Genomic DNA, 21,946 nt, shown 5'->3' with positions numbered 1-21,946 from the left:
AATTGATGAACGCTGTTCATCAATATAAGTTTCCGTGTTTCGTTTTGTTCAGTTTTGAGAGAACTATCTCTCATATATAAATGTATGTTCTTTGAAAACTAGATAACAGTGTAGCTCATATTTTTTTAATTTTAGTTTGGTTAAGTTAGAAAGGGCGCACGGTGGATGCCTTGACACTAGGAGTCGATGAAGGACGGGACTAACGCCGATATGCTTCGGGGAGCTGTAAGTAAGCTTTGATCCGAAGATTTCCGAATGGGGAAACCCACCATACGTAATGGTATGGTATCCTTACCTGAATACATAGGGTAAGGAAGACAGACCCAGGGAACTGAAACATCTAAGTACCTGGAGGAAGAGAAAGCAAATGCGATTTCCTGAGTAGCGGCGAGCGAAACGGAACATAGCCCAAACCAAGAGGCTTGCCTCTTGGGGTTGTAGGACATTCTATACGGAGTTACAAAGGAACGAGGTAGACGAAGCGACCTGGAAAGGTCCGTCGTAGAGGGTAACAACCCCGTAGTCGAAACTTCGTTCTCTCTTGAATGTATCCTGAGTACGGCGGAACACGTGAAATTCCGTCGGAATCTGGGAGGACCATCTCCCAAGGCTAAATACTCCCTAGTGATCGATAGTGAACCAGTACCGTGAGGGAAAGGTGAAAAGCACCCCGGAAGGGGAGTGAAAGAGATCCTGAAACCGTGTGCCTACAAATAGTCAGAGCCCGTTAATGGGTGATGGCGTGCCTTTTGTAGAATGAACCGGCGAGTTACGATCCCGTGCGAGGTTAAGCTGAAGAGGCGGAGCCGCAGCGAAAGCGAGTCTGAATAGGGCGTTTAGTACGTGGTCGTAGACCCGAAACCAGGTGATCTACCCATGTCCAGGGTGAAGTTCAGGTAACACTGAATGGAGGCCCGAACCCACGCACGTTGAAAAGTGCGGGGATGAGGTGTGGGTAGCGGAGAAATTCCAATCGAACCTGGAGATAGCTGGTTCTCCCCGAAATAGCTTTAGGGCTAGCCTTAAGTGTAAGAGTCTTGGAGGTAGAGCACTGATTGAACTAGGGGTCCTCATCGGATTACCGAATTCAGTCAAACTCCGAATGCCAATGACTTATCCTTAGGAGTCAGACTGCGAGTGATAAGATCCGTAGTCAAGAGGGAAACAGCCCAGATCGCCAGCTAAGGTCCCAAAGTGTGTATTAAGTGGAAAAGGATGTGGAGTTGCTTAGACAACTAGGATGTTGGCTTAGAAGCAGCCACCATTTAAAGAGTGCGTAATAGCTCACTAGTCGAGTGACTCTGCGCCGAAAATGTACCGGGGCTAAATACACCACCGAAGCTGCGAATTGATACCAATGGTATCAGTGGTAGGGGAGCGTTCTAAGTGCAGTGAAGTCAGACCGGAAGGACTGGTGGAGCGCTTAGAAGTGAGAATGCCGGTATGAGTAGCGAAAGACGGGTGAGAATCCCGTCCACCGAATGCCTAAGGTTTCCTGAGGAAGGCTCGTCCGCTCAGGGTTAGTCAGGACCTAAGCCGAGGCCGACAGGCGTAGGCGATGGACAACAGGTTGATATTCCTGTACCACCTCTTTATCGTTTGAGCAATGGAGGGACGCAGAAGGATAGAAGAAGCGTGCGATTGGTTGTGCACGTCCAAGCAGTTAGGCTGATAAGTAGGCAAATCCGCTTATCGTGAAGGCTGAGCTGTGATGGGGAAGCTCCTTATGGAGCGAAGTCTTTGATTCCCCGCTGCCAAGAAAAGCTTCTAGCGAGATAAAAGGTGCCTGTACCGCAAACCGACACAGGTAGGCGAGGAGAGAATCCTAAGGTGTGCGAGAGAACTCTGGTTAAGGAACTCGGCAAAATGACCCCGTAACTTCGGGAGAAGGGGTGCTTTCTTAACGGAAAGCCGCAGTGAATAGGCCCAAGCGACTGTTTAGCAAAAACACAGGTCTCTGCGAAGCCGTAAGGCGAAGTATAGGGGCTGACACCTGCCCGGTGCTGGAAGGTTAAGGAGAGGGGTTAGCGTAAGCGAAGCTCTGAACTGAAGCCCCAGTAAACGGCGGCCGTAACTATAACGGTCCTAAGGTAGCGAAATTCCTTGTCGGGTAAGTTCCGACCCGCACGAAAGGTGTAACGATTTGGGCACTGTCTCAACCAGAGACTCGGTGAAATTATAGTACCTGTGAAGATGCAGGTTACCCGCGACAGGACGGAAAGACCCCGTGGAGCTTTACTGTAGCCTGATATTGAATTTTGGTACATTTTGTACAGGATAGGCGGGAGCCATTGAAACCGGAGCGCTAGCTTCGGTGGAGGCGCTGGTGGGATACCGCCCTGAATGTATTGAAATTCTAACCTACGGGTCTTATCGACCCGGGAGACAGTGTCAGGTGGGCAGTTTGACTGGGGCGGTCGCCTCCTAAAGTGTAACGGAGGCGCCCAAAGGTTCCCTCAGAATGGTTGGAAATCATTCGTAGAGTGCAAAGGCATAAGGGAGCTTGACTGCGAGACCTACAAGTCGAGCAGGGACGAAAGTCGGGCTTAGTGATCCGGTGGTTCCGCATGGAAGGGCCATCGCTCAACGGATAAAAGCTACCCCGGGGATAACAGGCTTATCTCCCCCAAGAGTCCACATCGACGGGGAGGTTTGGCACCTCGATGTCGGCTCATCGCATCCTGGGGCTGTAGTCGGTCCCAAGGGTTGGGCTGTTCGCCCATTAAAGCGGTACGCGAGCTGGGTTCAGAACGTCGTGAGACAGTTCGGTCCCTATCCGTCGTGGGCGTAGGAAATTTGAGAGGAGCTGTCCTTAGTACGAGAGGACCGGGATGGACGCACCGCTGGTGTACCAGTTGTTCTGCCAAGGGCATAGCTGGGTAGCTATGTGCGGAAGGGATAAGTGCTGAAAGCATCTAAGCATGAAGCCCCCCTCAAGATGAGATTTCCCATAGCGTAAGCTAGTAAGATCCCTGAAAGATGATCAGGTTGATAGGTTCGAGGTGGAAGCATGGTGACATGTGGAGCTGACGAATACTAATAGATCGAGGACTTAACCATATAATATGAAGCAAATGTTATCTAGTTTTGAAGGAATATGCCTTCATAGTTTGGTGATGATGGCAGAGAGGTCACACCCGTTCCCATACCGAACACGGAAGTTAAGCTCTCTAGCGCCGATGGTAGTTGGGACCTTGTCCCTGTGAGAGTAGGACGTCGCCAAGCAAAAACCTAAGTCGATTCGACTTAGGTTTTTTTGTGTTTATTTTTATGTATCACCTGTTAAAATTCATAAATTTAGTAATCTTAAAGAATGAAAATGAGGCTATTTAAAGTACTAGCAATGATTTTTTATTTTCTAGGTTTTCCGAGTGTTCCTAAAATAATCTCTATGATAGGAAACGTTATTTCTACCACAAGTATATATTTTAAAAAGTGGGATGATATAAATAAGTATTCAATCATTATTGTCTTCCTTATAAATAAAATGAATATAAACGATATGCTTTATATTAAAGCATACGAAATAAGTATACAAACCGTTATGTGTACAATAGATCTCTAGAAATATATATTCTAATTTCTTATCCTTCTTGCATATAGTTACAATTATTCTTTTGAATATAACTAAAACACGAACGTTATTGGTGAGTAATAAAAAAACATTCGATTATTTGTTGACATTGTTTATGAAATATTGTTAATATAGCCATAGAAAGAATAATATATAAGACCTCATATAATCGCGGGGATATGGCCTGCAAGTCTCTACCTAACGACCGTTATTCGTTAGACTATGAGGGAAAGTCACTCGGTATTTTTCTATTCACAAGGGATACGTATGCCTGAGTAGAGCGCTTTCTCTCATAGTAAAAGAGAAACTGTTCTATTTCAGGCTTTTTTTATTTGAATCGGGGGGATTCTAATATGAAATCACTAGTTGGAGTCATAATGGGAAGCACGTCAGACTGGGAAACAATGAAATATGCTTGTGACATTTTAGATGAATTAAATATACCGTATGAGAAAAAAGTTGTATCTGCTCATCGGACTCCGGATTATATGTTTGAATATGCAGAGACGGCTCGTGAACGTGGGTTGAAAGTTATTATTGCTGGAGCTGGTGGCGCAGCGCATTTACCAGGAATGGTTGCAGCGAAGACGAATCTTCCTGTAATTGGAGTTCCAGTTCAATCAAAAGCGTTAAACGGCTTAGATTCATTATTATCCATCGTCCAAATGCCAGGAGGGGTTCCAGTTGCAACTGTTGCAATTGGTAAGGCTGGTTCAACAAATGCTGGTTTACTTGCTGCACAAATACTTGGATCATTCCATGATGATATACATGATGCATTAGAATTGAGAAGAGAAGCGATTGAAAAAGATGTGCGCGAAGGTAGTGAGCTAGTATGACGAGAATCATTTTACCTGGAAAAACAATCGGCATTATTGGAGGCGGCCAGCTAGGAAGAATGATGGCATTGGCAGCTAAGGAGATGGGATATAAAATTGCTGTTTTAGATCCTACAAAAAATTCACCATGTGCACAAGTTGCTGATATTGAAATTGTTGCACCATATGACGATTTAAAAGCAATTCAGCATTTAGCGGAGATTAGTGATGTTGTCACATATGAATTTGAGAATATTGATTATAGATGTTTACAATGGCTTGAAAAACATGCTTACTTACCGCAAGGCAGTCAGTTGTTAAGTAAAACACAAAATCGTTTTACAGAAAAGAATGCGATTGAGAAAGCTGGGCTACCAGTAGCAACGTATAGATTAGTTCAAAATCAAGATCAGCTTACTGAAGCAATTACTGAGTTATCATATCCTTCCGTCTTGAAAACGACGACAGGCGGATATGATGGGAAAGGTCAAGTTGTTTTAAGAAGTGAGGCTGACGTTGATAAAGCTCGAGAGCTTGCGAATGCAGCAGAGTGTATTTTAGAGAAATGGGTGCCTTTTGAAAAAGAAGTATCAGTTATTGTGATTCGTAGTGTAAGTGGTGAAACGAAAGTGTTTCCGGTAGCGGAAAATATTCATGTAAATAACATTTTGCATGAATCTATCGTTCCAGCTCGCATTACAGAAGAACTTTCTCAAAAAGCAATTGCTTATGCAAAAGTGCTCGCGGATGAACTAGAACTTGTGGGAACACTAGCGGTAGAGATGTTTGCTACAGCTGATGGTGAGATTTACATTAATGAATTAGCACCAAGACCTCACAATTCAGGACACTATACACAGGATGCATGTGAAACGAGTCAATTCGGTCAACATATTCGAGCAATCTGTAATTTACCTCTTGGAGAAACAAATTTGTTAAAACCAGTTGTCATGGTAAACATTTTAGGCGAACATATAGAAGGGGTCCTAAGACAAGTGAATAGATTAACCGGGTGCTATTTACACTTGTATGGAAAAGAAGAAGCAAAAGCGCAGCGGAAAATGGGGCATGTTAATATTTTAAATGATAATATTGAAGTCGCTCTAGAAAAAGCGAAGAGTTTGCATATTTGGGACCATCAAGAACAACTGTTGGAGGGAAAAAGATGATTAGTCGTTATACACGCCCAGAAATGGGTGCAATTTGGACGGAAGAGAACAAATTTAAAGCGTGGTTAGAAGTTGAGATTTTAGCTTGTGAAGCATGGGCTGAGCTTGGCGATATTCCAAAAGAAGATGTTAAAAAAATCCGTGAGCATGCATCATTTGATATTGATCGTATTTATGAAATTGAAAAAGAGACACGTCATGACGTAGTTGCATTCACGCGTGCTGTATCAGAAACACCAACATTAGGTGAGGAACGTAAATGGGTTCATTACGGTTTAACATCTACAGACGTAGTAGATACAGCGTTATCTTACATCTTAAAACAAGCGAATGAAATCATATTAAAAGACTTAGAAAACTTTGTAAGCATTTTAGCTAACAAAGCGAAAGAGCATAAATACACGATCATGATGGGAAGAACACACGGTGTTCATGCAGAACCAACAACATTTGGTTTAAAACTTGGTCTTTGGTATGAAGAAATGAAACGTAACGTAGAGCGTTTCAAACAAGCTGCTGATACAGTTCGCGTTGGTAAATTATCTGGTGCGGTTGGTACATACGCAAATATCAATCCATTCGTAGAAAAGTATGTTTGTGAAAACTTAGGATTAGAAGCAGCACCAATTTCAACACAAACATTGCAACGTGATCGCCATGCTCATTACATGTCAACACTTGCACTAATCGCAACATCTATTGAAAAGATGGCAGTTGAGATTCGTGGTTTACAAAAGAGTGAAACACGTGAAGTTGAAGAGGCTTTTGCAAAAGGCCAAAAAGGCTCTTCTGCAATGCCACATAAACGTAATCCAATCGGATCAGAAAATATGACTGGTTTAGCTCGTGTTATCCGCGGTTATATGATGACAGCGTATGAGAATGTTCCATTATGGCATGAGCGTGATATTTCTCACTCTTCGGCAGAACGCGTAATTTTACCAGATGCTACAATTGCATTAAATTACATGCTAAATCGCTTTGGTAATATCGTTAAAAACTTAACTGTATACCCAGAGAATATGAAACGCAATATGACAAGAACATATGGCTTAATTTATTCTCAGCGTGTAATGCTTACATTAATCGACAAAGGTATGGTACGTGAAGAAGCTTATGATATCGTACAGCCTAAAGCGATGGAAGCTTGGGAAACACAAGTACAATTTAAAGAGCTTGTAGAAGCTGATGAGCGTATTACGAGCAAGTTATCACAAGAAGAAATTAATGAATGCTTCAACTATGAGCATCATATGCAACACGTTGATACAATCTTTGAACGCCTTGGGTTAAACGAAGCGTAAAATTTCATATGGCACAGAATAGAGTCATTCTGTGCCATTCTTTATAAAAACATTATTCACATTTTTCAAACTACAGGGGGCTTGCGAAATGCAAAAGCTAGAATTGCTGTATGAAGGTAAGGCAAAAAGAATTTATCGTACAGAATCAGCAGATATGGTTTGGGTAGAGTACAAAGATAGTGCGACTGCTTTCAATGGGGAGAAAAAAGAGACGATTACAGGAAAAGGTCGTTTGAACAATGAGATTACAACTTTATTGTTCAGAAAGTTACAAGAAGTAGGAATAAAAACACATTTTGTAGAGAAGTTATCTGAAACAGAGCAACTTGTTAAAAAAGTGAATATTATTCCTCTAGAAGTTGTCACAAGAAATGTAATTGCAGGAAGTCTTTCAAAACGATTAGGAATGGAAGAGGGAACTGTACTTGCAGAACCAATCGTAGAATTTTACTTCAAAGATGATGATTTAGGAGATCCGCTTGTAACGGAAGATCATATTCGTGTATTAAACGTTGCATCACCAGAGCAAGTAAGCGTATTACGAGATATGGCTCTACAAATCAATCAAGTGTTGATTGATCATTTCGCAAGCTGTCGTGTAAGACTAGTAGATTTCAAATTAGAGTTTGGTGTAACAGATGAAGGAGAAATCATTTTAGCAGATGAAATTTCACCAGATACTTGCCGTTTATGGGATGAAACGAGCAATGAAAAATTTGATAAAGACGTATTCCGTCGTGACCTTGGAAATTTAACAGAAGCTTATGAAGAGATTTTAAAACGTTTAGGAGGAATTTCACATGTATAAAGTTAAGGTATATGTAACGTTAAGAGAAAGCGTATTAGATCCACAAGGAACAGCAGTAAAAGGGGCACTTCATAGTCTTTCGTTCACAGAAGTACAAGACGTTCGAATCGGAAAATATATGGAATTAACAATTGATAAATCAGTATCTGACCTTGACGCAAAGGTAAAAGAAATGTGTGAAAAACTATTAACAAACGTTGTAATGGAAGACTTCCGTTATGAAGTTGAGGAGGTTGTCGCACAGTGAAATTTGCAGTCATAGTATTCCCAGGTTCGAACTGTGATGTCGATATGTTCCATGCAATTAAAGATGAGCTTGGTGAAGAAGTAGATTACGTTTGGCACGATAGAGAGAATTTAGATGAATATGATGCAATTTTACTACCTGGTGGATTCTCTTACGGTGACTATTTACGTTGTGGTGCTATTTCTCGCTTTGCTAACGCAATGAAAGCAGTGCAAAAAGCTGCTGAGCAAGGAAAGCCGATTTTAGGTGTATGTAATGGATTCCAGATTCTTGTTGAATCAGGATTACTACCAGGAGCGTTAATGAGAAACGAAAACTTAAAATTTATGTGCCGAACAGTTCAGCTGCGTGTTGAAAATAATGAAACGATGTTTACATCACAATATGAAAAAGATGAAGTAATCAATATTCCAATCGCGCATGGTGAGGGGAATTACTATTGTGATGAAGAGACTCTTAAACAATTAGAAGAGAATAATCAAATCGCATTCCGTTACGTAGAAAACCCGAATGGAAGCGTTTCAGATATTGCTGGTATTGTAAATGAAAAAGGAAATGTACTTGGTATGATGCCACACCCAGAGCGTGCTGTAGATGAATTACTTGGCGGTGCTGAAGGGTTAAAAGTCTTTCAATCTATCTTAAAACAGTGGAGGGAAACATATGTCGTTAATGCTTGAACCAAATCCAACACAAATTAAAGAAGAGCGCATATATGCGGAAATGGGGCTAACAGACGAAGAGTTTACCATGGTTGAAAAGATTTTAGGCCGTCTGCCAAATTATACAGAAACAGGATTATTCTCTGTTATGTGGTCTGAACATTGCAGTTATAAAAATTCAAAACCAGTACTTCGAAAATTCCCAACAACAGGTGAGCGCGTTCTGCAAGGACCTGGGGAAGGTGCTGGAATTGTAGATATCGGTGATAATCAAGCGGTTGTATTTAAAATGGAAAGTCATAACCATCCTTCTGCTATTGAACCATATCAAGGAGCAGCAACAGGCGTTGGTGGTATTATTCGTGACGTATTCTCTATGGGAGCACGCCCGGTAGCTCTATTAAACTCACTTCGCTTCGGTGAATTACAATCACCACGTGTGAAATATTTATTCGAAGAAGTAGTGGCAGGGATTGCAGGATACGGTAACTGTATCGGCATTCCGACTGTTGGCGGCGAAGTACAGTTTGATCCATGTTATGAAGGAAATCCACTTGTAAATGCAATGTGCGTAGGCTTAATTAATCATGAAGATATTAAAAAGGGGCAAGCGCACGGTGCTGGAAATACAGTAATGTACGTAGGAGCATCAACTGGTCGTGACGGTATTCACGGTGCAACATTCGCATCTGAAGAGTTATCTGAAAGCTCAGAAGCGAAGCGTCCAGCAGTTCAAGTAGGAGATCCATTTATGGAGAAACTTCTTATTGAAGCTTGCTTAGAACTTATTCAGTCGGATGCACTTGTTGGAATTCAAGATATGGGTGCAGCTGGTTTAACATCATCTTCTGCAGAAATGGCAAGTAAAGCAGGTATGGGTATTGAAATGTACTTAGATGATGTACCACAGCGCGAAACAGGAATGACACCATATGAAATGATGCTATCTGAATCACAAGAACGTATGTTAATCGTTGTGAAAAAGGGTAGAGAGCAAGAAATAGTAGATTTATTTGAGAAGTATGGTCTTGCAGCCGTTACGATGGGGAAAGTAACGGAAGACAAAATGCTTCGCTTATTCCATAAAGGTGAAAAGGTAGCTGAAGTACCAGCAGATGCTCTTGCGGAAGAAGCACCAATTTATCATAAGCCATCAAAAGAAGCAGCATACTTTGCTGAATTCCAGGCAATGAAAATGGAAACACCAAAAGTAGAAAATTATAAAGAAACGTTATTCGCTCTATTACAACAACCGACGATTGCAAGTAAAGAGTGGGTTTATGATCAATATGATTATCAAGTTCGCACAAGCACAGTTGTTACACCAGGTTCAGATGCAGCAGTTGTACGTGTACGCGGTACAGAAAAAGGATTAGCAATGACGACAGATTGTAACTCTCGCTATATTTATTTAGATCCAGAAGTGGGCGGTAAAATTGCAGTAGCAGAGGCAGCACGTAATATCGTATGTTCTGGGGGAGAGCCACTTGCAATTACAGATTGCTTAAACTTCGGTAATCCAGAAAAACCAGAAATCTTCTGGCAAATTGAGAAATCAGTAGATGGTATGAGTGAAGCTTGTCGTACATTACAAACGCCAGTTATCGGCGGAAACGTATCAATGTATAACGAACGTAGTGGTGAAGCTGTATATCCAACACCGACAGTTGGGATGGTTGGACTTGTACACGATTTAAAACATGTAACAACACAAGAGTTCAAGCAAGCTGGCGATTTAGTTTATGTAATTGGAGAGACGAAAGCTGAGTTTGGTGGAAGTGAATTACAGAAAATGATTCACGGCAAAATTTTCGGTCAATCACCAAGCATCGATCTAGACGTAGAATTAAAGCGCCAAAAACAAGTATTAGAAGCAATTCAAGCTGGCCTTGTTCAATCTGCTCATGATGTTGCAGAAGGTGGTTTAGCAGTTGCAATTACTGAAAGTGCAATTGGTGCAAAAGGTTTAGGTGCTACTGTGAAATTAGACGGAGAAGCAACAGCAGCATTATTCGCTGAATCACAATCGCGCTTCGTTATAACTGTAAAACGTGAAAATAAAGAAGCGTTCGAGAAAGCGGTAGAAGCAATTCAAGTTGGAGAAGTGACAAATACAAATGAAGTAACAATTCATAATGAAGAAAATGAAGTATTACTTACAGCAAATGTAGATGAAATGAGAAAGGCTTGGAAAGGGGCAATCCCATGCTTGCTGAAATAAAGGGGTTAAATGAAGAATGTGGCGTTTTCGGAATTTGGGGGCATGAAAATGCAGCACAAGTTTCGTACTACGGATTGCATAGTTTACAGCACCGTGGACAAGAAGGCGCAGGCATCGTCGTAAATAATGGTGAGAAAATCGTCGGTCACAAGGGGTTAGGTTTAATATCGGAAGTATTTTCAAGAGGTGAGCTAGAAGGCTTAAACGGAAAATCAGCAATTGGACATGTACGATATGCGACAGCTGGCGGAAGTGAAGTTGCTAACGTTCAACCATTATTATTCCGTTTTTCTGATCATAGTATGGCATTAGCTCATAACGGAAATTTAATTAATGCAAAGATGCTTCGTCGTGAATTAGAGGCAGAGGGAAGTATTTTCCAAACAAGTTCAGATACAGAGGTACTTTTACATCTCATTAAACGTAGTACGAAAGATTCTTTAATTGAAAGTGTAAAAGAGGCTCTAAATAAAGTGAAAGGTGCGTTCGCATATCTTTTACTAACTGGAAATGAAATGATCGTTGCGCTAGACCCGAATGGATTCCGTCCTCTTTCAATTGGAAAGATGGGAGATGCTTACGTTGTAGCATCAGAAACATGTGCTTTCGATGTAGTAGGTGCAACATACATTCGTGATGTAGAACCAGGTGAATTGCTTATCATCAATGATGAAGGAATTCATGTAGATCGTTTTACAAATGAAGTAGATCATGCAATTTGTAGTATGGAGTACATTTACTTTGCACGTCCGGATTCTAATATTGCAGGTATTAACGTCCATGCAGCACGTAAAAACATGGGAAAACGTTTAGCGGCAGAAGCTCCTATTGAAGCTGATGTTGTTACTGGTGTACCAGACTCTAGTATTTCAGCGGCAATTGGTTATGCGGAGGCGACAGGAATTCCATATGAGTTAGGATTAATTAAAAATCGTTACGTTGGACGTACGTTTATTCAACCCTCTCAAGAACTGCGTGAGCAAGGGGTTAAGATGAAGCTTTCAGCAGTAAGAGGCGTAGTTGAAGGAAAACGAGTTGTGATGATTGACGATTCTATCGTAAGAGGAACGACGAGTAAACGAATTGTTCGTATGCTTCGCGAGGCTGGAGCGACAGAAGTTCATGTAAGAATTGCTTCACCACCTCTTAAGTATCCATGTTTCTATGGCATTGATATTCAAACGAGAAAAGAATTAATCGCAGCAAATAATTCAATAGAAGAAATCCGTCAAATCATCGGAGCAGATTCTTTAACATTTTTAAGTGAAGATGGATTAGTAGATGCAATTGGACGTCCATATGAAGGGAAATACGGCGGTCTATGTATGGCGTACTTCAATGGAGATTATCCGACAGCTCTTTATGATTATGAGCAAGAGCTTTTAGAAAGTATGAAATAAGAAGAAAAAAGCTTCTACTTCTTTTGATGTAGAAGCTAGCTTCTTTCTTAAAACGGCCGGCCCTGGATAGGGAGAAATTAAAAGACGAGGTGTAAATAACGATGGCGAATGCATATAAGCAAGCAGGAGTAGATATTGAAGCTGGATATGAAGCGGTATCTCGCATGAAAAAACACGTACAAACAACAATGAGAAAAGAAGTACTAGGCGGTCTAGGCGGTTTTGGAGGTATGTTTGATCTATCAAAATTTGCATTAGAAGAACCTGTATTAGTATCTGGAACAGATGGCGTGGGAACGAAATTGATGCTCGCTTTTATGGCAGATAAACATGACACAATAGGTATTGATGCAGTAGCAATGTGTGTAAATGATATTGTTGTCCAAGGAGCAGAGCCGCTTTTCTTCCTTGATTATATTGCTTGTGGTAAAGCTGAACCTAGTAAAATTGAAAACATCGTCAAAGGTATATCAGAGGGCTGTCGCCAAGCTGGTTGTGCATTAATTGGTGGAGAAACAGCTGAAATGCCAGGAATGTATTCTACGGAAGAATACGATTTAGCTGGTTTTACAGTTGGAATTGTTGATAAAAAGAAAATTGTAACAGGTGAAAAAATTGAAGCTGGTCAAGTATTAATTGGCTTAGCATCTAGCGGTATTCATAGTAATGGTTATTCTTTAGTACGAAAAGTATTACTAGAAGATGGAGAACTATCTTTAGATCGCATTTACGGACGCTTAGAACTACCTCTTGGTGAAGAATTATTAAAACCAACGAAAATTTATGTCAAACCTATTTTAGAACTATTGAAGAAATATGAAGTATACGGTATGGCGCATATTACAGGTGGCGGATTCATTGAAAATATTCCACGTATGTTACCAGAAGGAATCGGTGCAGAAATTGAATTAGGATCTTGGAAAATTCAACCGATCTTCAGTTTACTTCAAGAAGTGGGAAAACTAGAAGAGAAAGAAATGTTCAATATTTTTAACATGGGTATTGGTATGGTAGTAGCAGTGAAGGAAGAAGAGGCAAAAGATATTGTTCGTCTTCTTGAAGAGCAAGGAGAAACAGCTCGTATTATTGGACGTACTGTACAAGGGACTGGCGTTACCTTCAATGGGGGCACAGCACTATGAGTAGATTAGCAGTTTTTGCTTCTGGAAGCGGCTCTAACTTTCAATCTCTCATCAATGCGGTGGAAGAAAATAGATTAGACGCAGATATTAGTTTATTAGTATGTGATAAACCAGAAGCACGTGCTGTTGGACGGGCACATTATCATCATATTCCATGTTTCGCTTTTTCAGCGAAAGCATATGAGTCAAAAGAAGCATTTGAAAAAGAAATATTAAAGAAGCTAGAAGAGTATGAAATTGATTATGTTATTTTAGCTGGATATATGCGTTTAATTGGACCGACTCTACTAGAAGCTTACGGCGGGAGGATTATTAATATTCATCCATCGCTATTACCGAGTTTTCCAGGGAAAGATGCTGTTGGTCAAGCGTTAGAAGCAGGTGTGAAAGTAACTGGAGTAACGATTCATTATGTAGATGCAGGTATGGATACAGGACCAATTATTGCGCAAGAAGCAGTGGTTGTTTCTGAAGGGGATACGAGGGAAAGCTTACAAAAGAAAATTCAACAAGTTGAACATAAATTATACGTAAATACAGTGAATCAAATTGTTCAATCTGTGAAAGAACCAACTGTTAACTAACATACAACCAGGGGTGAAGGATAAATGAAAAAGCGTGCATTAGTAAGTGTTTCAGATAAAACAGGAGTAGTAGAATTTGTTAAAGGTTTACTAGAACAAGGGATCGAAGTTATCTCAACAGGTGGTACGAAAAAATTACTAGAAGAAAATGGCTTACAAGTAATCGGTATTTCTGAAGTAACTGGGTTCCCAGAAATTATGGATGGCCGCGTAAAAACATTACATCCAAACATTCATGGTGGTCTATTAGCAGTTCGCGATAATGAAACGCATGTAGCGCAAATGAATGAATTAGGTATGCAGCCAATTGATTTTGTTGTTGTGAACTTATACCCATTCAAAGAAACAATCGCTAAGCCTGATGTAACATTTGCTGATGCAATTGAAAATATTGATATCGGTGGTCCAACAATGATTCGCTCTGCTGCGAAAAATCATAAATTTGTATCGGTAATTGTAGATCCAGTAGATTACGATGTTGTATTAGCAGAACTGAATGAGAACGGTGAAGTAAAAGAAGAAACAAAACGTAAATTAGCAGCGAAAGTATTCCGTCATACAGCGGCATATGATGCGTTAATCTCTAACTACTTAACAGAGCAAATGGGTGAAGAAAGCCCAGAAACATTAACAGTGACATTTGAGAAAAAACAAGATTTACGCTATGGAGAAAATCCACATCAAAAAGCAACCTTCTATAAAGCACCATTCGCTGTAACTTCTTCTGTTGCATACGCAGAACAATTACACGGTAAAGAATTATCTTACAACAATATTAACGATGCAGATGCAGCACTTAGTATTGTAAAAGAATTTACAGAGCCAGCAGTAGTAGCAGTAAAACATATGAATCCATGTGGTGTTGGAGTGGGTACTGATATTCATGAAGCATACACACGCGCTTATGAAGCAGACCCAGTATCAATCTTTGGTGGAATTATTGCAGCAAATCGTGAAATTGATAAAGCTACAGCAGAAAAGTTACACGAAATTTTCTTAGAAATCATTATTGCACCTTCTTTCTCAAAAGAAGCTTTAGAAGTATTGCAAAGTAAGAAAAACTTACGTCTACTAACTGTAAATATTGAAAAAGCGACAAGTGCAAGCAAAAAACTAACTTCTGTACAAGGTGGTCTTCTCGTTCAAGAGGAAGATACGTTATCATTAGATGAAAGTACAATTTCAATTCCGACAAAACGTGAACCATCAGAGCAAGAGTGGAAAGATTTAAAACTAGCTTGGAAAGTTGTAAAACATGTGAAATCAAACGCAATTGTTTTAGCGAATGATAACATGACAGTTGGTGTAGGCGCGGGACAGATGAACCGTGTAGGTTCTGCAAAAATCGCAATTACACAAGCTGGTGAAAAAGCACAAGGTAGCGCACTTGCATCTGATGCTTTCTTCCCAATGCCAGATACAGTAGAAGAAGCAGCAAGAGCAGGGATTACAGCAATCATTCAACCAGGCGGATCAATCCGTGACGAAGATTCTATTAAAGTGGCGGATAAGTATGGGATTACGATGGTGTTCACTGGCGTACGTCATTTCAAACACTAGTAGAGGATGTTTAAAAGGTCCGGTCAAGATAACTGTCGCATGTCGTCGTTGCATTGCCAGTGCGGTACTCATGTAGGAAAGCTACATTCCGTGTCCTCCAGTCAAATGCGCCTCGACCTGCTCGGTTCTCTTGATCCTCCCTTTTAAACTTTGATTGATATGAAAACAAACTAGGAGCAGAGCTTCTAGTTTGTACTTATTTAAGTATTGGGGGATGAAATATGAATGTTTTAGTAATTGGCCGCGGTGGGCGTGAGCATGCTTTAGCTTGGAAGTTTGTGCAATCTGAAAAGGTGGAAAAGGTATATGTAGCACCTGGTAATGAAGGTATGCGCGATGTTGCAACACCAGTTGATATTGATGAAAATGATTTTGACGCATTAGTTTTATTTGCTAAAGAGAATAAGGTTGAATTAACTTTCGTTGGACCAGAAATTCCGCTTATGAATGGAATTGTTGATCGCTTTAAAGAAGAGGGACTTCGTGTATTTGGCCCAAATAAGGCGGCTGCTGTTATTGAAGGTAGTAAGGCTTTTACGAAAGAATTGATGAAAAAATATGATATTCCAACTGCGGCATATGAAACTTTTACAGACTATGAAGAAGCAGTACAGTATATTCAAAAAGTTGGTGCGCCAATCGTTATTAAAGCTGACGGCCTAGCTGCTGGTAAAGGTGTAACGGTAGCAATGACGCTTGAAGAGGCATTACAAGCTGTGAAAGAGATGCTACAAGATGTGAAGTTCGGCGAAGCGAGCAAGAAGGTCGTTATTGAAGAGTTTTTAGATGGACAAGAATTTTCATTAATGGCATTTGTAAATGGAACAACTGTGCATCCGATGGTAATTGCGCAAGATCATAAACGAGCTTTTGATGGTGATAAAGGTCCAAATACAGGCGGAATGGGTGCGTATTCTCCCGTACCACAAATTCCAGGATCAGCAGTTCAAGAGGCAATAAAAATGGTATTACATCCAACTGCCAAGGCGATGATTGCAGAAAACCGTTCGTTTACAGGAATTTTATATGCGGGACTTATTTTAACAAATGATGGCCCAAAGGTAATTGAATTTAATGCACGCTTTGGTGATCCTGAAACGGAAGTAGTATTACCTCGCTTAGAAAATGATTTAGTTGATGTATGTAACGCTGTATTAGATGAAAGTGAATTAACGTTACAGTGGTCAGAGGAAGCGGTAATTGGTGTTGTACTTGCTTCGAAAGGGTATCCGGAAGCATATAAAAAAGGTGAAATTATTAACGGATTAGACACATTGCAAGATGTAATTGTTTTCCATTCAGGCACAGCTATGAAGCACGGTGACTTTGTAACAAATGGTGGCCGTGTACTATTTGTTACTTGTAAGGCGGACAGTTTACAAGCAGCGAAAGATAAGGTGTATAAAGCAATTGGTAAAATTGAGAGTGATGGTCTATTTTACCGAAGTGATATAGGATATCGTGCAATTGGTCATGAGATGACGAGAAGCTAATATGTAAAAATCCCGCTGATTTCTCAGCGGGATTTTTTATGCGTCTTTATCTTTTTTCAATTTTCCTTTTTGCTTTGCCATTTCTCGAAGTAAATACTCGATGTGTGCATTGACGCTACGAAACTCATCATTCGCCCATTTTTCGATGACTGCGTGTAATTCAGGATCAATACGTAATGGAAAGCTTTTCTTTTTAGCCATAATGATTACAACCTTTTAATATAGGCTTCCTGTATTAATAACTGGTTGCGCACCTTTATCTGAAACGATGGCAACTAATAAGTTGTTCACCATATTTGCTTTACGCTCGTCATCTAATTCAAGTACGCCTTCCTCATCTAACATATGGATTGAATCTTTCGCCATCTTCACAGCACCTTCAACAATCTCTTTTCTAGCAGCTAATACTGCTTTTGCTTGTTGACGTTGTAGCATTGCATGGGCAATTTCTGTTGCGTAAGCTAAATGTGTTAAACGAGTTTCTAATACTTCTACGCCAGCGATTTCAAGGCGCGCTTCTAACTCACGTTTTAATTCTTCAGAGATTTCTTCAGTATTTCCGCGTAACGTGATACAAGTTTCATCTTGGAAATTGTCATAAGGATATTTTGTTGCGACGTGGCGGATTGCTGTTTCACTTTGAATTTCTACAAATCGATCGTAATGTTCAACACCGAACATTGCTTTTGCAGAATCAACAACTTTATATACGATAACGGCTGCAATTTCAATTGGATTTCCCTCAATATCGTTTACTTTTAACTTCTTACTATTAAAGTTTTCAACACGTAACGATACAGTTTGACGGAATGCGAATGGAATTGTTAAAAATAAACCGTTTTGACGAATTGTTCCTAAATAATTACCGAAAAACGTAATGACTTTTGCTTGGTTTGGTTGAACAATACCAATACCTGTAGCAAGAACTGCGGCTAAAATAATAGTTAATGCCGCTCCTATGAAAATTTCTTGTACAAGGAAAAATACACCGATAGCGGCTAAAATTAAAATCCCGATAATACCGAGAAAACCATTTACATAAAAAACTTGTTTTTCTTTCATATGATCGCCTCCTGATATATAAATGATATCACTTTTATATCATTTTATGCAAGGGCTTTACACCTAATTTTCTGAAATTAATGATTAAGTATCTCTTATGTATATTTTGAGGTTTGAAACGAGAATATACGTTCTGTCTTATGGTAAAATAAAGAAGACTTAACCGCCCACTGCAGCAGCTAAGTCCCTTTGAGAGCATCTTGCATCGTGACAAATGATTCAAAGCGGTTTTGCCAGGATTATATCTTCAATCGCTGACTCAATCTCTTTGTCAGAAGTGTCATAACTTCCATTTGACTTTGGTTTGTCGTGATTGGAAGTTTGGTTCACTTCTTCTTTAGCATGTCCCTTTTCAGCGACATTCATGCTAGGCATTTTAAATGCCCCCATATTCATGTATTTTCCGAATTTCCACATTTCAACAACAGGGCAGAAACGAACAATTCCCTCTGCAATTTTCATTGCACCAATCCATAGCAAGACGTTAGACCAAGTGCACCACGGCTTGCGTACAAGTTTAGCGCTACTACAGCCGAAGAGGATAAGTCCGAGCGTAATTCGAATTAGGGCATTTATTGTACCGATGTTTTGCTTCATTAGAAAAACACTCCTTTTTATGAAAGTTGAAATAGATAATACTATTTCTCTTATTAGTATCCCTTGTGATTTTTGGGATATGTAATCCAACATTTGACGTTGAAAAAGATGTTGGAATGTGCGTGTGTGTAAGTAGCTTTTTTTGTTATAATGAAAGAATGCACAAAAGGAAGTTCAAAGTTAAATCCTCTCGTTTGAAAAACTATGGAAGAGGGAATTCCAAACTTAATTCTCCGTTTTAAACAAATATTTAAGATGAAGTTAAAAAAATCCTGATGAAAATAAACTGTTATTTTGAACAGAAATATATATAAATAGAGAAAAGAAAGGGTGTTTTCATGTACGATATTTCCGGGTGGAAACATGTATTTAAGCTTGATCCAAATAAGGAGTTAAGTGACGAACATTTAGAAATGATTTGTGAGTCTGGAACAGATGCTGTTATTGTAGGCGGAAGTGATGGAGTTACAATTGATAATGTATTACACATGCTAGTTAGCATTCGTAGATATGCAGTTCCTTGTGTGTTAGAGGTTTCTGATGTGGAAGCAATTACACCAGGATTTGATTTTTATTATATCCCAAGCGTTTTAAATAGCCGAAAGGTAGAATGGGTAACAGGTGTTCATCATGAGGCTTTGAAAGAATTTGGGGATATTATGGACTGGGATGAAATTTTTATGGAAGGGTATTGTGTTTTAAATCCGGAAGCGAAAGTAGCTCAGCTTACAGATGCGAAATGTGATGTAACAGAAGATGATGTAATTGCATACGCGCGTTTAGCAGACAAGCTATTACGTTTACCGATATTTTATTTAGAATATAGCGGTACGTATGGAGACGTTGAACTTGTTAAAAATGTAAAAGCAGAATTAAAACAAGCGAAGTTATATTATGGCGGCGGTATTTCTAATGCTGAACAAGCGAAGGGAATGGCACAATACGCTGATACAGTAGTTGTTGGAAATATTATTTATGATGATATAAAATCCGCGTTAAAAACAGTTAAAGCAGTAAAAGGAGAGTAGGTGCAGGCGTATATGAGTAAGACAGATAAGTTATTAAATGGTTTAAATCCGCAGCAACAAAAAGCAGTACAAACAACGAACGGACCACTTCTATTAATGGCAGGTGCAGGTAGTGGTAAAACACGTGTGTTAACACATCGTATTGCGTATTTACTTGGTGAAAAAGGTGTAGCGCCATGGAATGTACTAGCTATTACCTTTACAAATAAAGCGGCTCGTGAAATGCGCGAGCGTATTGATACACTTGTCGGACCAGAAGCAGAAGATATTTGGATTTCTACGTTCCACTCTATGTGTGTACGTATTTTACGACGTGATATCGATCGTATTGGTATTAATCGTAACTTTACAATCTTAGATTCAGGCGATCAGTTAACTGTAGTCAAAAAAATTATGAAAGAGCGCAATATTGATCCGAAGAAATTTGAGCCACGCTCTATTTTAGCTGGTATTAGTAATGCGAAAAATGAATTGTTATCTGCAGATAAATATGCGAAAAAAATTACAATCGCTGATCCATATGAAAAATTAACGAGCGATGTATATACAGAATATCAAAAACGTCTTCTGAAAAATAACTCATTAGACTTTGATGATTTAATTATGACAACGATTCAGCTATTTGAACGTGTTCCAGAAGTACTAGAGTTTTATCAGCGTAAGTTCCAATATATTCATGTGGATGAGTATCAAGATACGAATAAAGCACAGTACCTTCTTGTAAAACATTTAGCAGCACGTTTTAAAAATTTATGTGTTGTAGGTGACTCAGATCAGTCTATTTACCGCTGGCGCGGGGCTGACATTTCTAACATTTTGTCATTCGAAAAAGACTATGAGAATGCGCAAGTTATTCTGTTAGAACAAAACTATCGTTCGTCACAAAATATTTTAAATGCAGCGAATGCTGTTATTGAAAAAAATTCAAACCGTAAACCGAAAAAATTATGGACAGACAATCAAGTTGGAAGCAAAATCTCATATTACCGTGCTGCGACGGAAAAAGACGAAGCATATTTTGTTGCGAAAAAAATTCGTGACGATATTCAAATGGGAAAACGAAAATATACTGATTTTGCAGTGTTATATCGTACAAATGCCCAGTCTCGTATGGTCGAGGAGATTTTCCTGAAATCTAATATTCCTTACAAAATTGTCGGCGGTACGAAGTTCTACGATCGTAAAGAGATTAAAGACATTTTGGCGTATTTACGTTTAATTGGGAATCCAGATGATGAGATTAGTTTCGCACGTATTATTAACATGCCAAAGCGCGGAATTGGTGCGACTTCTATCGATAAAATTATTAATTACGGTGTACAAAATGGAATCTCATTGACTGCTGTATTCGATGAGATTGAGCATGTTGGAGTAAGTGCAAAAATTACAAAGGCAGTAAAAGAATTCGCAGGTTTATTACACAACTGGGTAAATATGCAAGAGTATTTATCTGTTACAGAATTGGTAGAAGAAGTTATTGAAAAAACAGGCTATCGCGATATGTTGAAAAACGAGCGTACTTTAGAAGCAGAAGGTCGTTTAGAGAACTTAGATGAGTTTTTATCTGTTACGCAAACATTTGAATCTCAAAGCGAAGATAAGAGTCTTGTTGCATTCTTAACAGACTTAGCGCTTGTTGCTGATATTGATCGTGTCGATGAAGATCCAACTGCTGGTGAGGAAGTTATTTTAATGACGATGCACTCAGCGAAAGGATTAGAATTCCCAGTTGTCTTTATTGTTGGTTTAGAGGAAGGAATATTCCCGCATACTCGTTCTCTAATGGAAGAAGATGAAATGCAGGAAGAGCGTCGCCTTGCTTATGTAGGTATTACTCGTGCAGAAGAAGAGTTATATTTATCTAACGCACAAATGCGTACTTTATTTGGTAGAACAAGTATGAACGCTGCCTCTCGATTTATTACAGAAATTCCGGCAGAGCTAGTAGAATCGTTAAATGAAACAGCGCCAAAGCGTGAAACTTCGTTTGGTGCAAAAGGAAGAACGACAAGTACAAGTAGAATGACAACTACAACCACAACACGCTCTCGTTCAGCTTTCGCGCGTCCTGCAGCTAAGACGACAGGTGGCGAGCAAATTGGCTGGGCAGTAGGCGATAAAGCTTCCCACCAAAAATGGGGAGTCGGTACAGTTGTCAGTGTAAAAGGTGAAGGTGATGCAAAAGAATTAGATATTGCGTTCCCAAGCCCGATTGGTGTTAAACGTTTGTTAGCAAAATTTGCACCTGTGACGAAACAATAGGAAAGGAATGAGGGT

The 21,946-nt window shown here is 39.7% G+C and carries 17 protein-coding genes, 2 rRNA genes and 1 riboswitch; of the genes, 16 read left to right on the top strand and 3 right to left on the bottom strand.

Translation table 11 applies throughout. From position 1 onward, the window contains the following. Window positions 1–138 precede the first annotated feature (138 nt). The 14 genes from QEP67_RS26235 (at window position 139) to purD (ending at window position 16,982) form a co-directional block, all read left to right on the top strand. Window positions 139–3,060 (top strand): 23S ribosomal RNA (locus QEP67_RS26235). A gap of 49 nt (window positions 3,061–3,109) precedes the next feature. Continuing rightward, window positions 3,110–3,225 (top strand): 5S ribosomal RNA (rrf, locus tag QEP67_RS26230). 490 nt (window positions 3,226–3,715) lie between these two features. Then, window positions 3,716–3,817: riboswitch (purine riboswitch) on the top strand. Between the two features lie 110 nt (window positions 3,818–3,927). Continuing rightward, a complete protein-coding gene (gene purE / locus QEP67_RS26225) occupies window positions 3,928–4,413 on the top strand; it encodes a 5-(carboxyamino)imidazole ribonucleotide mutase (protein WP_000839367.1) in 486 nt (161 codons plus the stop codon). Continuing rightward, window positions 4,410–5,561, top strand: coding sequence for a 5-(carboxyamino)imidazole ribonucleotide synthase (gene purK, locus QEP67_RS26220; RefSeq protein ID WP_000196788.1), 1,152 nt, complete (start codon window positions 4,410–4,412; stop codon window positions 5,559–5,561). The genes purE and purK overlap by 4 nt, the downstream gene beginning before the upstream one ends. Then, complete coding sequence (gene purB, locus QEP67_RS26215) at window positions 5,558–6,865, top strand: adenylosuccinate lyase (RefSeq protein ID WP_000625688.1); 1,308 nt, start codon at window positions 5,558–5,560, stop codon at window positions 6,863–6,865. Before purK ends, purB begins: the two co-directional genes overlap by 4 nt. Before the next feature lie 88 nt (window positions 6,866–6,953). Next, a complete protein-coding gene (purC, locus tag QEP67_RS26210) occupies window positions 6,954–7,673 on the top strand; it encodes a phosphoribosylaminoimidazolesuccinocarboxamide synthase (RefSeq protein WP_001170536.1) in 720 nt (239 codons plus the stop codon). Beyond that, window positions 7,666–7,920, top strand: a complete 255-nt coding sequence (gene purS / locus QEP67_RS26205; RefSeq protein ID WP_000278821.1) for a phosphoribosylformylglycinamidine synthase subunit PurS — start codon at window positions 7,666–7,668, stop codon at window positions 7,918–7,920. The genes purC and purS overlap by 8 nt, the downstream gene beginning before the upstream one ends. Further along, window positions 7,917–8,600, top strand: coding sequence for a phosphoribosylformylglycinamidine synthase subunit PurQ (gene purQ, locus QEP67_RS26200; protein WP_000666772.1), 684 nt, complete (start codon window positions 7,917–7,919; stop codon window positions 8,598–8,600). Before purS ends, purQ begins: the two co-directional genes overlap by 4 nt. After that, window positions 8,584–10,803, top strand: a complete 2,220-nt coding sequence (gene purL, locus QEP67_RS26195) for a phosphoribosylformylglycinamidine synthase II (RefSeq protein WP_064472453.1) — start codon at window positions 8,584–8,586, stop codon at window positions 10,801–10,803. Before purQ ends, purL begins: the two co-directional genes overlap by 17 nt. Continuing rightward, a complete protein-coding gene (gene purF / locus QEP67_RS26190; protein ID WP_000879030.1) occupies window positions 10,788–12,203 on the top strand; it encodes an amidophosphoribosyltransferase in 1,416 nt (471 codons plus the stop codon). The genes purL and purF overlap by 16 nt, the downstream gene beginning before the upstream one ends. Window positions 12,204–12,304: 101 nt before the next feature. After that, complete coding sequence (gene purM / locus QEP67_RS26185) at window positions 12,305–13,345, top strand: phosphoribosylformylglycinamidine cyclo-ligase (protein ID WP_001262447.1); 1,041 nt, start codon at window positions 12,305–12,307, stop codon at window positions 13,343–13,345. Further along, a complete protein-coding gene (gene purN, locus QEP67_RS26180) occupies window positions 13,342–13,929 on the top strand; it encodes a phosphoribosylglycinamide formyltransferase (RefSeq protein ID WP_000088568.1) in 588 nt (195 codons plus the stop codon). The genes purM and purN overlap by 4 nt, the downstream gene beginning before the upstream one ends. A gap of 24 nt (window positions 13,930–13,953) precedes the next feature. Continuing rightward, a complete protein-coding gene (purH, locus tag QEP67_RS26175; RefSeq protein WP_000745432.1) occupies window positions 13,954–15,489 on the top strand; it encodes a bifunctional phosphoribosylaminoimidazolecarboxamide formyltransferase/IMP cyclohydrolase in 1,536 nt (511 codons plus the stop codon). A 221-nt stretch (window positions 15,490–15,710) separates the two neighbouring features. After that, window positions 15,711–16,982 carry a phosphoribosylamine--glycine ligase gene (gene purD, locus QEP67_RS26170; RefSeq protein WP_061672126.1) on the top strand — a complete coding sequence of 424 codons (1,272 nt, stop codon included), beginning with the start codon at window positions 15,711–15,713 and terminating at the stop codon, window positions 16,980–16,982. Window positions 16,983–17,018: 36 nt separating this feature from the next. Here the strand turns inward: purD and QEP67_RS26165 are convergent, their stop codons facing one another. The 3 genes from QEP67_RS26165 to QEP67_RS26155 all read right to left on the bottom strand — a co-directional run bounded on the left by QEP67_RS26165 (window position 17,019) and on the right by QEP67_RS26155 (window position 18,641). Next, window positions 17,019–17,183, bottom strand: a complete 165-nt coding sequence (locus QEP67_RS26165) for a toxin-antitoxin system HicB family antitoxin (protein WP_001085171.1) — start codon at window positions 17,181–17,183, stop codon at window positions 17,019–17,021. A 15-nt stretch (window positions 17,184–17,198) separates the two neighbouring features. Further along, a complete protein-coding gene (locus QEP67_RS26160; protein WP_000660682.1) occupies window positions 17,199–18,044 on the bottom strand; it encodes an SPFH domain-containing protein in 846 nt (281 codons plus the stop codon). A gap of 219 nt (window positions 18,045–18,263) precedes the next feature. Further along, window positions 18,264–18,641, bottom strand: a complete 378-nt coding sequence (locus QEP67_RS26155) for a DUF2892 domain-containing protein (RefSeq protein ID WP_000812334.1) — start codon at window positions 18,639–18,641, stop codon at window positions 18,264–18,266. 338 nt (window positions 18,642–18,979) lie between these two features. Between QEP67_RS26155 and QEP67_RS26150 the strand changes: the two genes are divergently transcribed. Together QEP67_RS26150 and pcrA are read left to right on the top strand one after the other, a co-directional pair. Beyond that, complete coding sequence (locus QEP67_RS26150; protein WP_064472454.1) at window positions 18,980–19,669, top strand: heptaprenylglyceryl phosphate synthase; 690 nt, start codon at window positions 18,980–18,982, stop codon at window positions 19,667–19,669. A 12-nt stretch (window positions 19,670–19,681) separates the two neighbouring features. After that, window positions 19,682–21,931, top strand: coding sequence for a DNA helicase PcrA (gene pcrA, locus QEP67_RS26145; protein ID WP_002108861.1), 2,250 nt, complete (start codon window positions 19,682–19,684; stop codon window positions 21,929–21,931). Window positions 21,932–21,946 lie beyond the last annotated feature (15 nt).

This window comes from Bacillus cereus group sp. MS39 (genome assembly GCF_040448665.1).
GTDB lineage: Bacteria > Bacillota > Bacilli > Bacillales > Bacillaceae_G > Bacillus_A > Bacillus_A wiedmannii.
This window is presented reverse-complemented; position numbering and strand designations above follow the sequence as displayed.

Coding starts and splice junctions, on each gene's coding strand:
- purE (WP_000839367.1), top strand. CDS start 3,928: ATGAAATCACTAGTTGGAGTCATAATGGGAAGCACGTCAGACTGGGAA.
- purK (WP_000196788.1), top strand. CDS start 4,410: ATGACGAGAATCATTTTACCTGGAAAAACAATCGGCATTATTGGAGGC.
- purB (WP_000625688.1), top strand. CDS start 5,558: ATGATTAGTCGTTATACACGCCCAGAAATGGGTGCAATTTGGACGGAA.
- purC (WP_001170536.1), top strand. CDS start 6,954: ATGCAAAAGCTAGAATTGCTGTATGAAGGTAAGGCAAAAAGAATTTAT.
- purS (WP_000278821.1), top strand. CDS start 7,666: ATGTATAAAGTTAAGGTATATGTAACGTTAAGAGAAAGCGTATTAGAT.
- purL (WP_064472453.1), top strand. CDS start 8,584: ATGTCGTTAATGCTTGAACCAAATCCAACACAAATTAAAGAAGAGCGC.
- purF (WP_000879030.1), top strand. CDS start 10,788: ATGCTTGCTGAAATAAAGGGGTTAAATGAAGAATGTGGCGTTTTCGGA.
- purM (WP_001262447.1), top strand. CDS start 12,305: ATGGCGAATGCATATAAGCAAGCAGGAGTAGATATTGAAGCTGGATAT.
- purN (WP_000088568.1), top strand. CDS start 13,342: ATGAGTAGATTAGCAGTTTTTGCTTCTGGAAGCGGCTCTAACTTTCAA.
- purH (WP_000745432.1), top strand. CDS start 13,954: ATGAAAAAGCGTGCATTAGTAAGTGTTTCAGATAAAACAGGAGTAGTA.
- purD (WP_061672126.1), top strand. CDS start 15,711: ATGAATGTTTTAGTAATTGGCCGCGGTGGGCGTGAGCATGCTTTAGCT.
- QEP67_RS26165 (WP_001085171.1), bottom strand. CDS start 17,183: ATGGCTAAAAAGAAAAGCTTTCCATTACGTATTGATCCTGAATTACAC.
- QEP67_RS26160 (WP_000660682.1), bottom strand. CDS start 18,044: ATGAAAGAAAAACAAGTTTTTTATGTAAATGGTTTTCTCGGTATTATC.
- QEP67_RS26155 (WP_000812334.1), bottom strand. CDS start 18,641: ATGAAGCAAAACATCGGTACAATAAATGCCCTAATTCGAATTACGCTC.
- QEP67_RS26150 (WP_064472454.1), top strand. CDS start 18,980: ATGTACGATATTTCCGGGTGGAAACATGTATTTAAGCTTGATCCAAAT.
- pcrA (WP_002108861.1), top strand. CDS start 19,682: ATGAGTAAGACAGATAAGTTATTAAATGGTTTAAATCCGCAGCAACAA.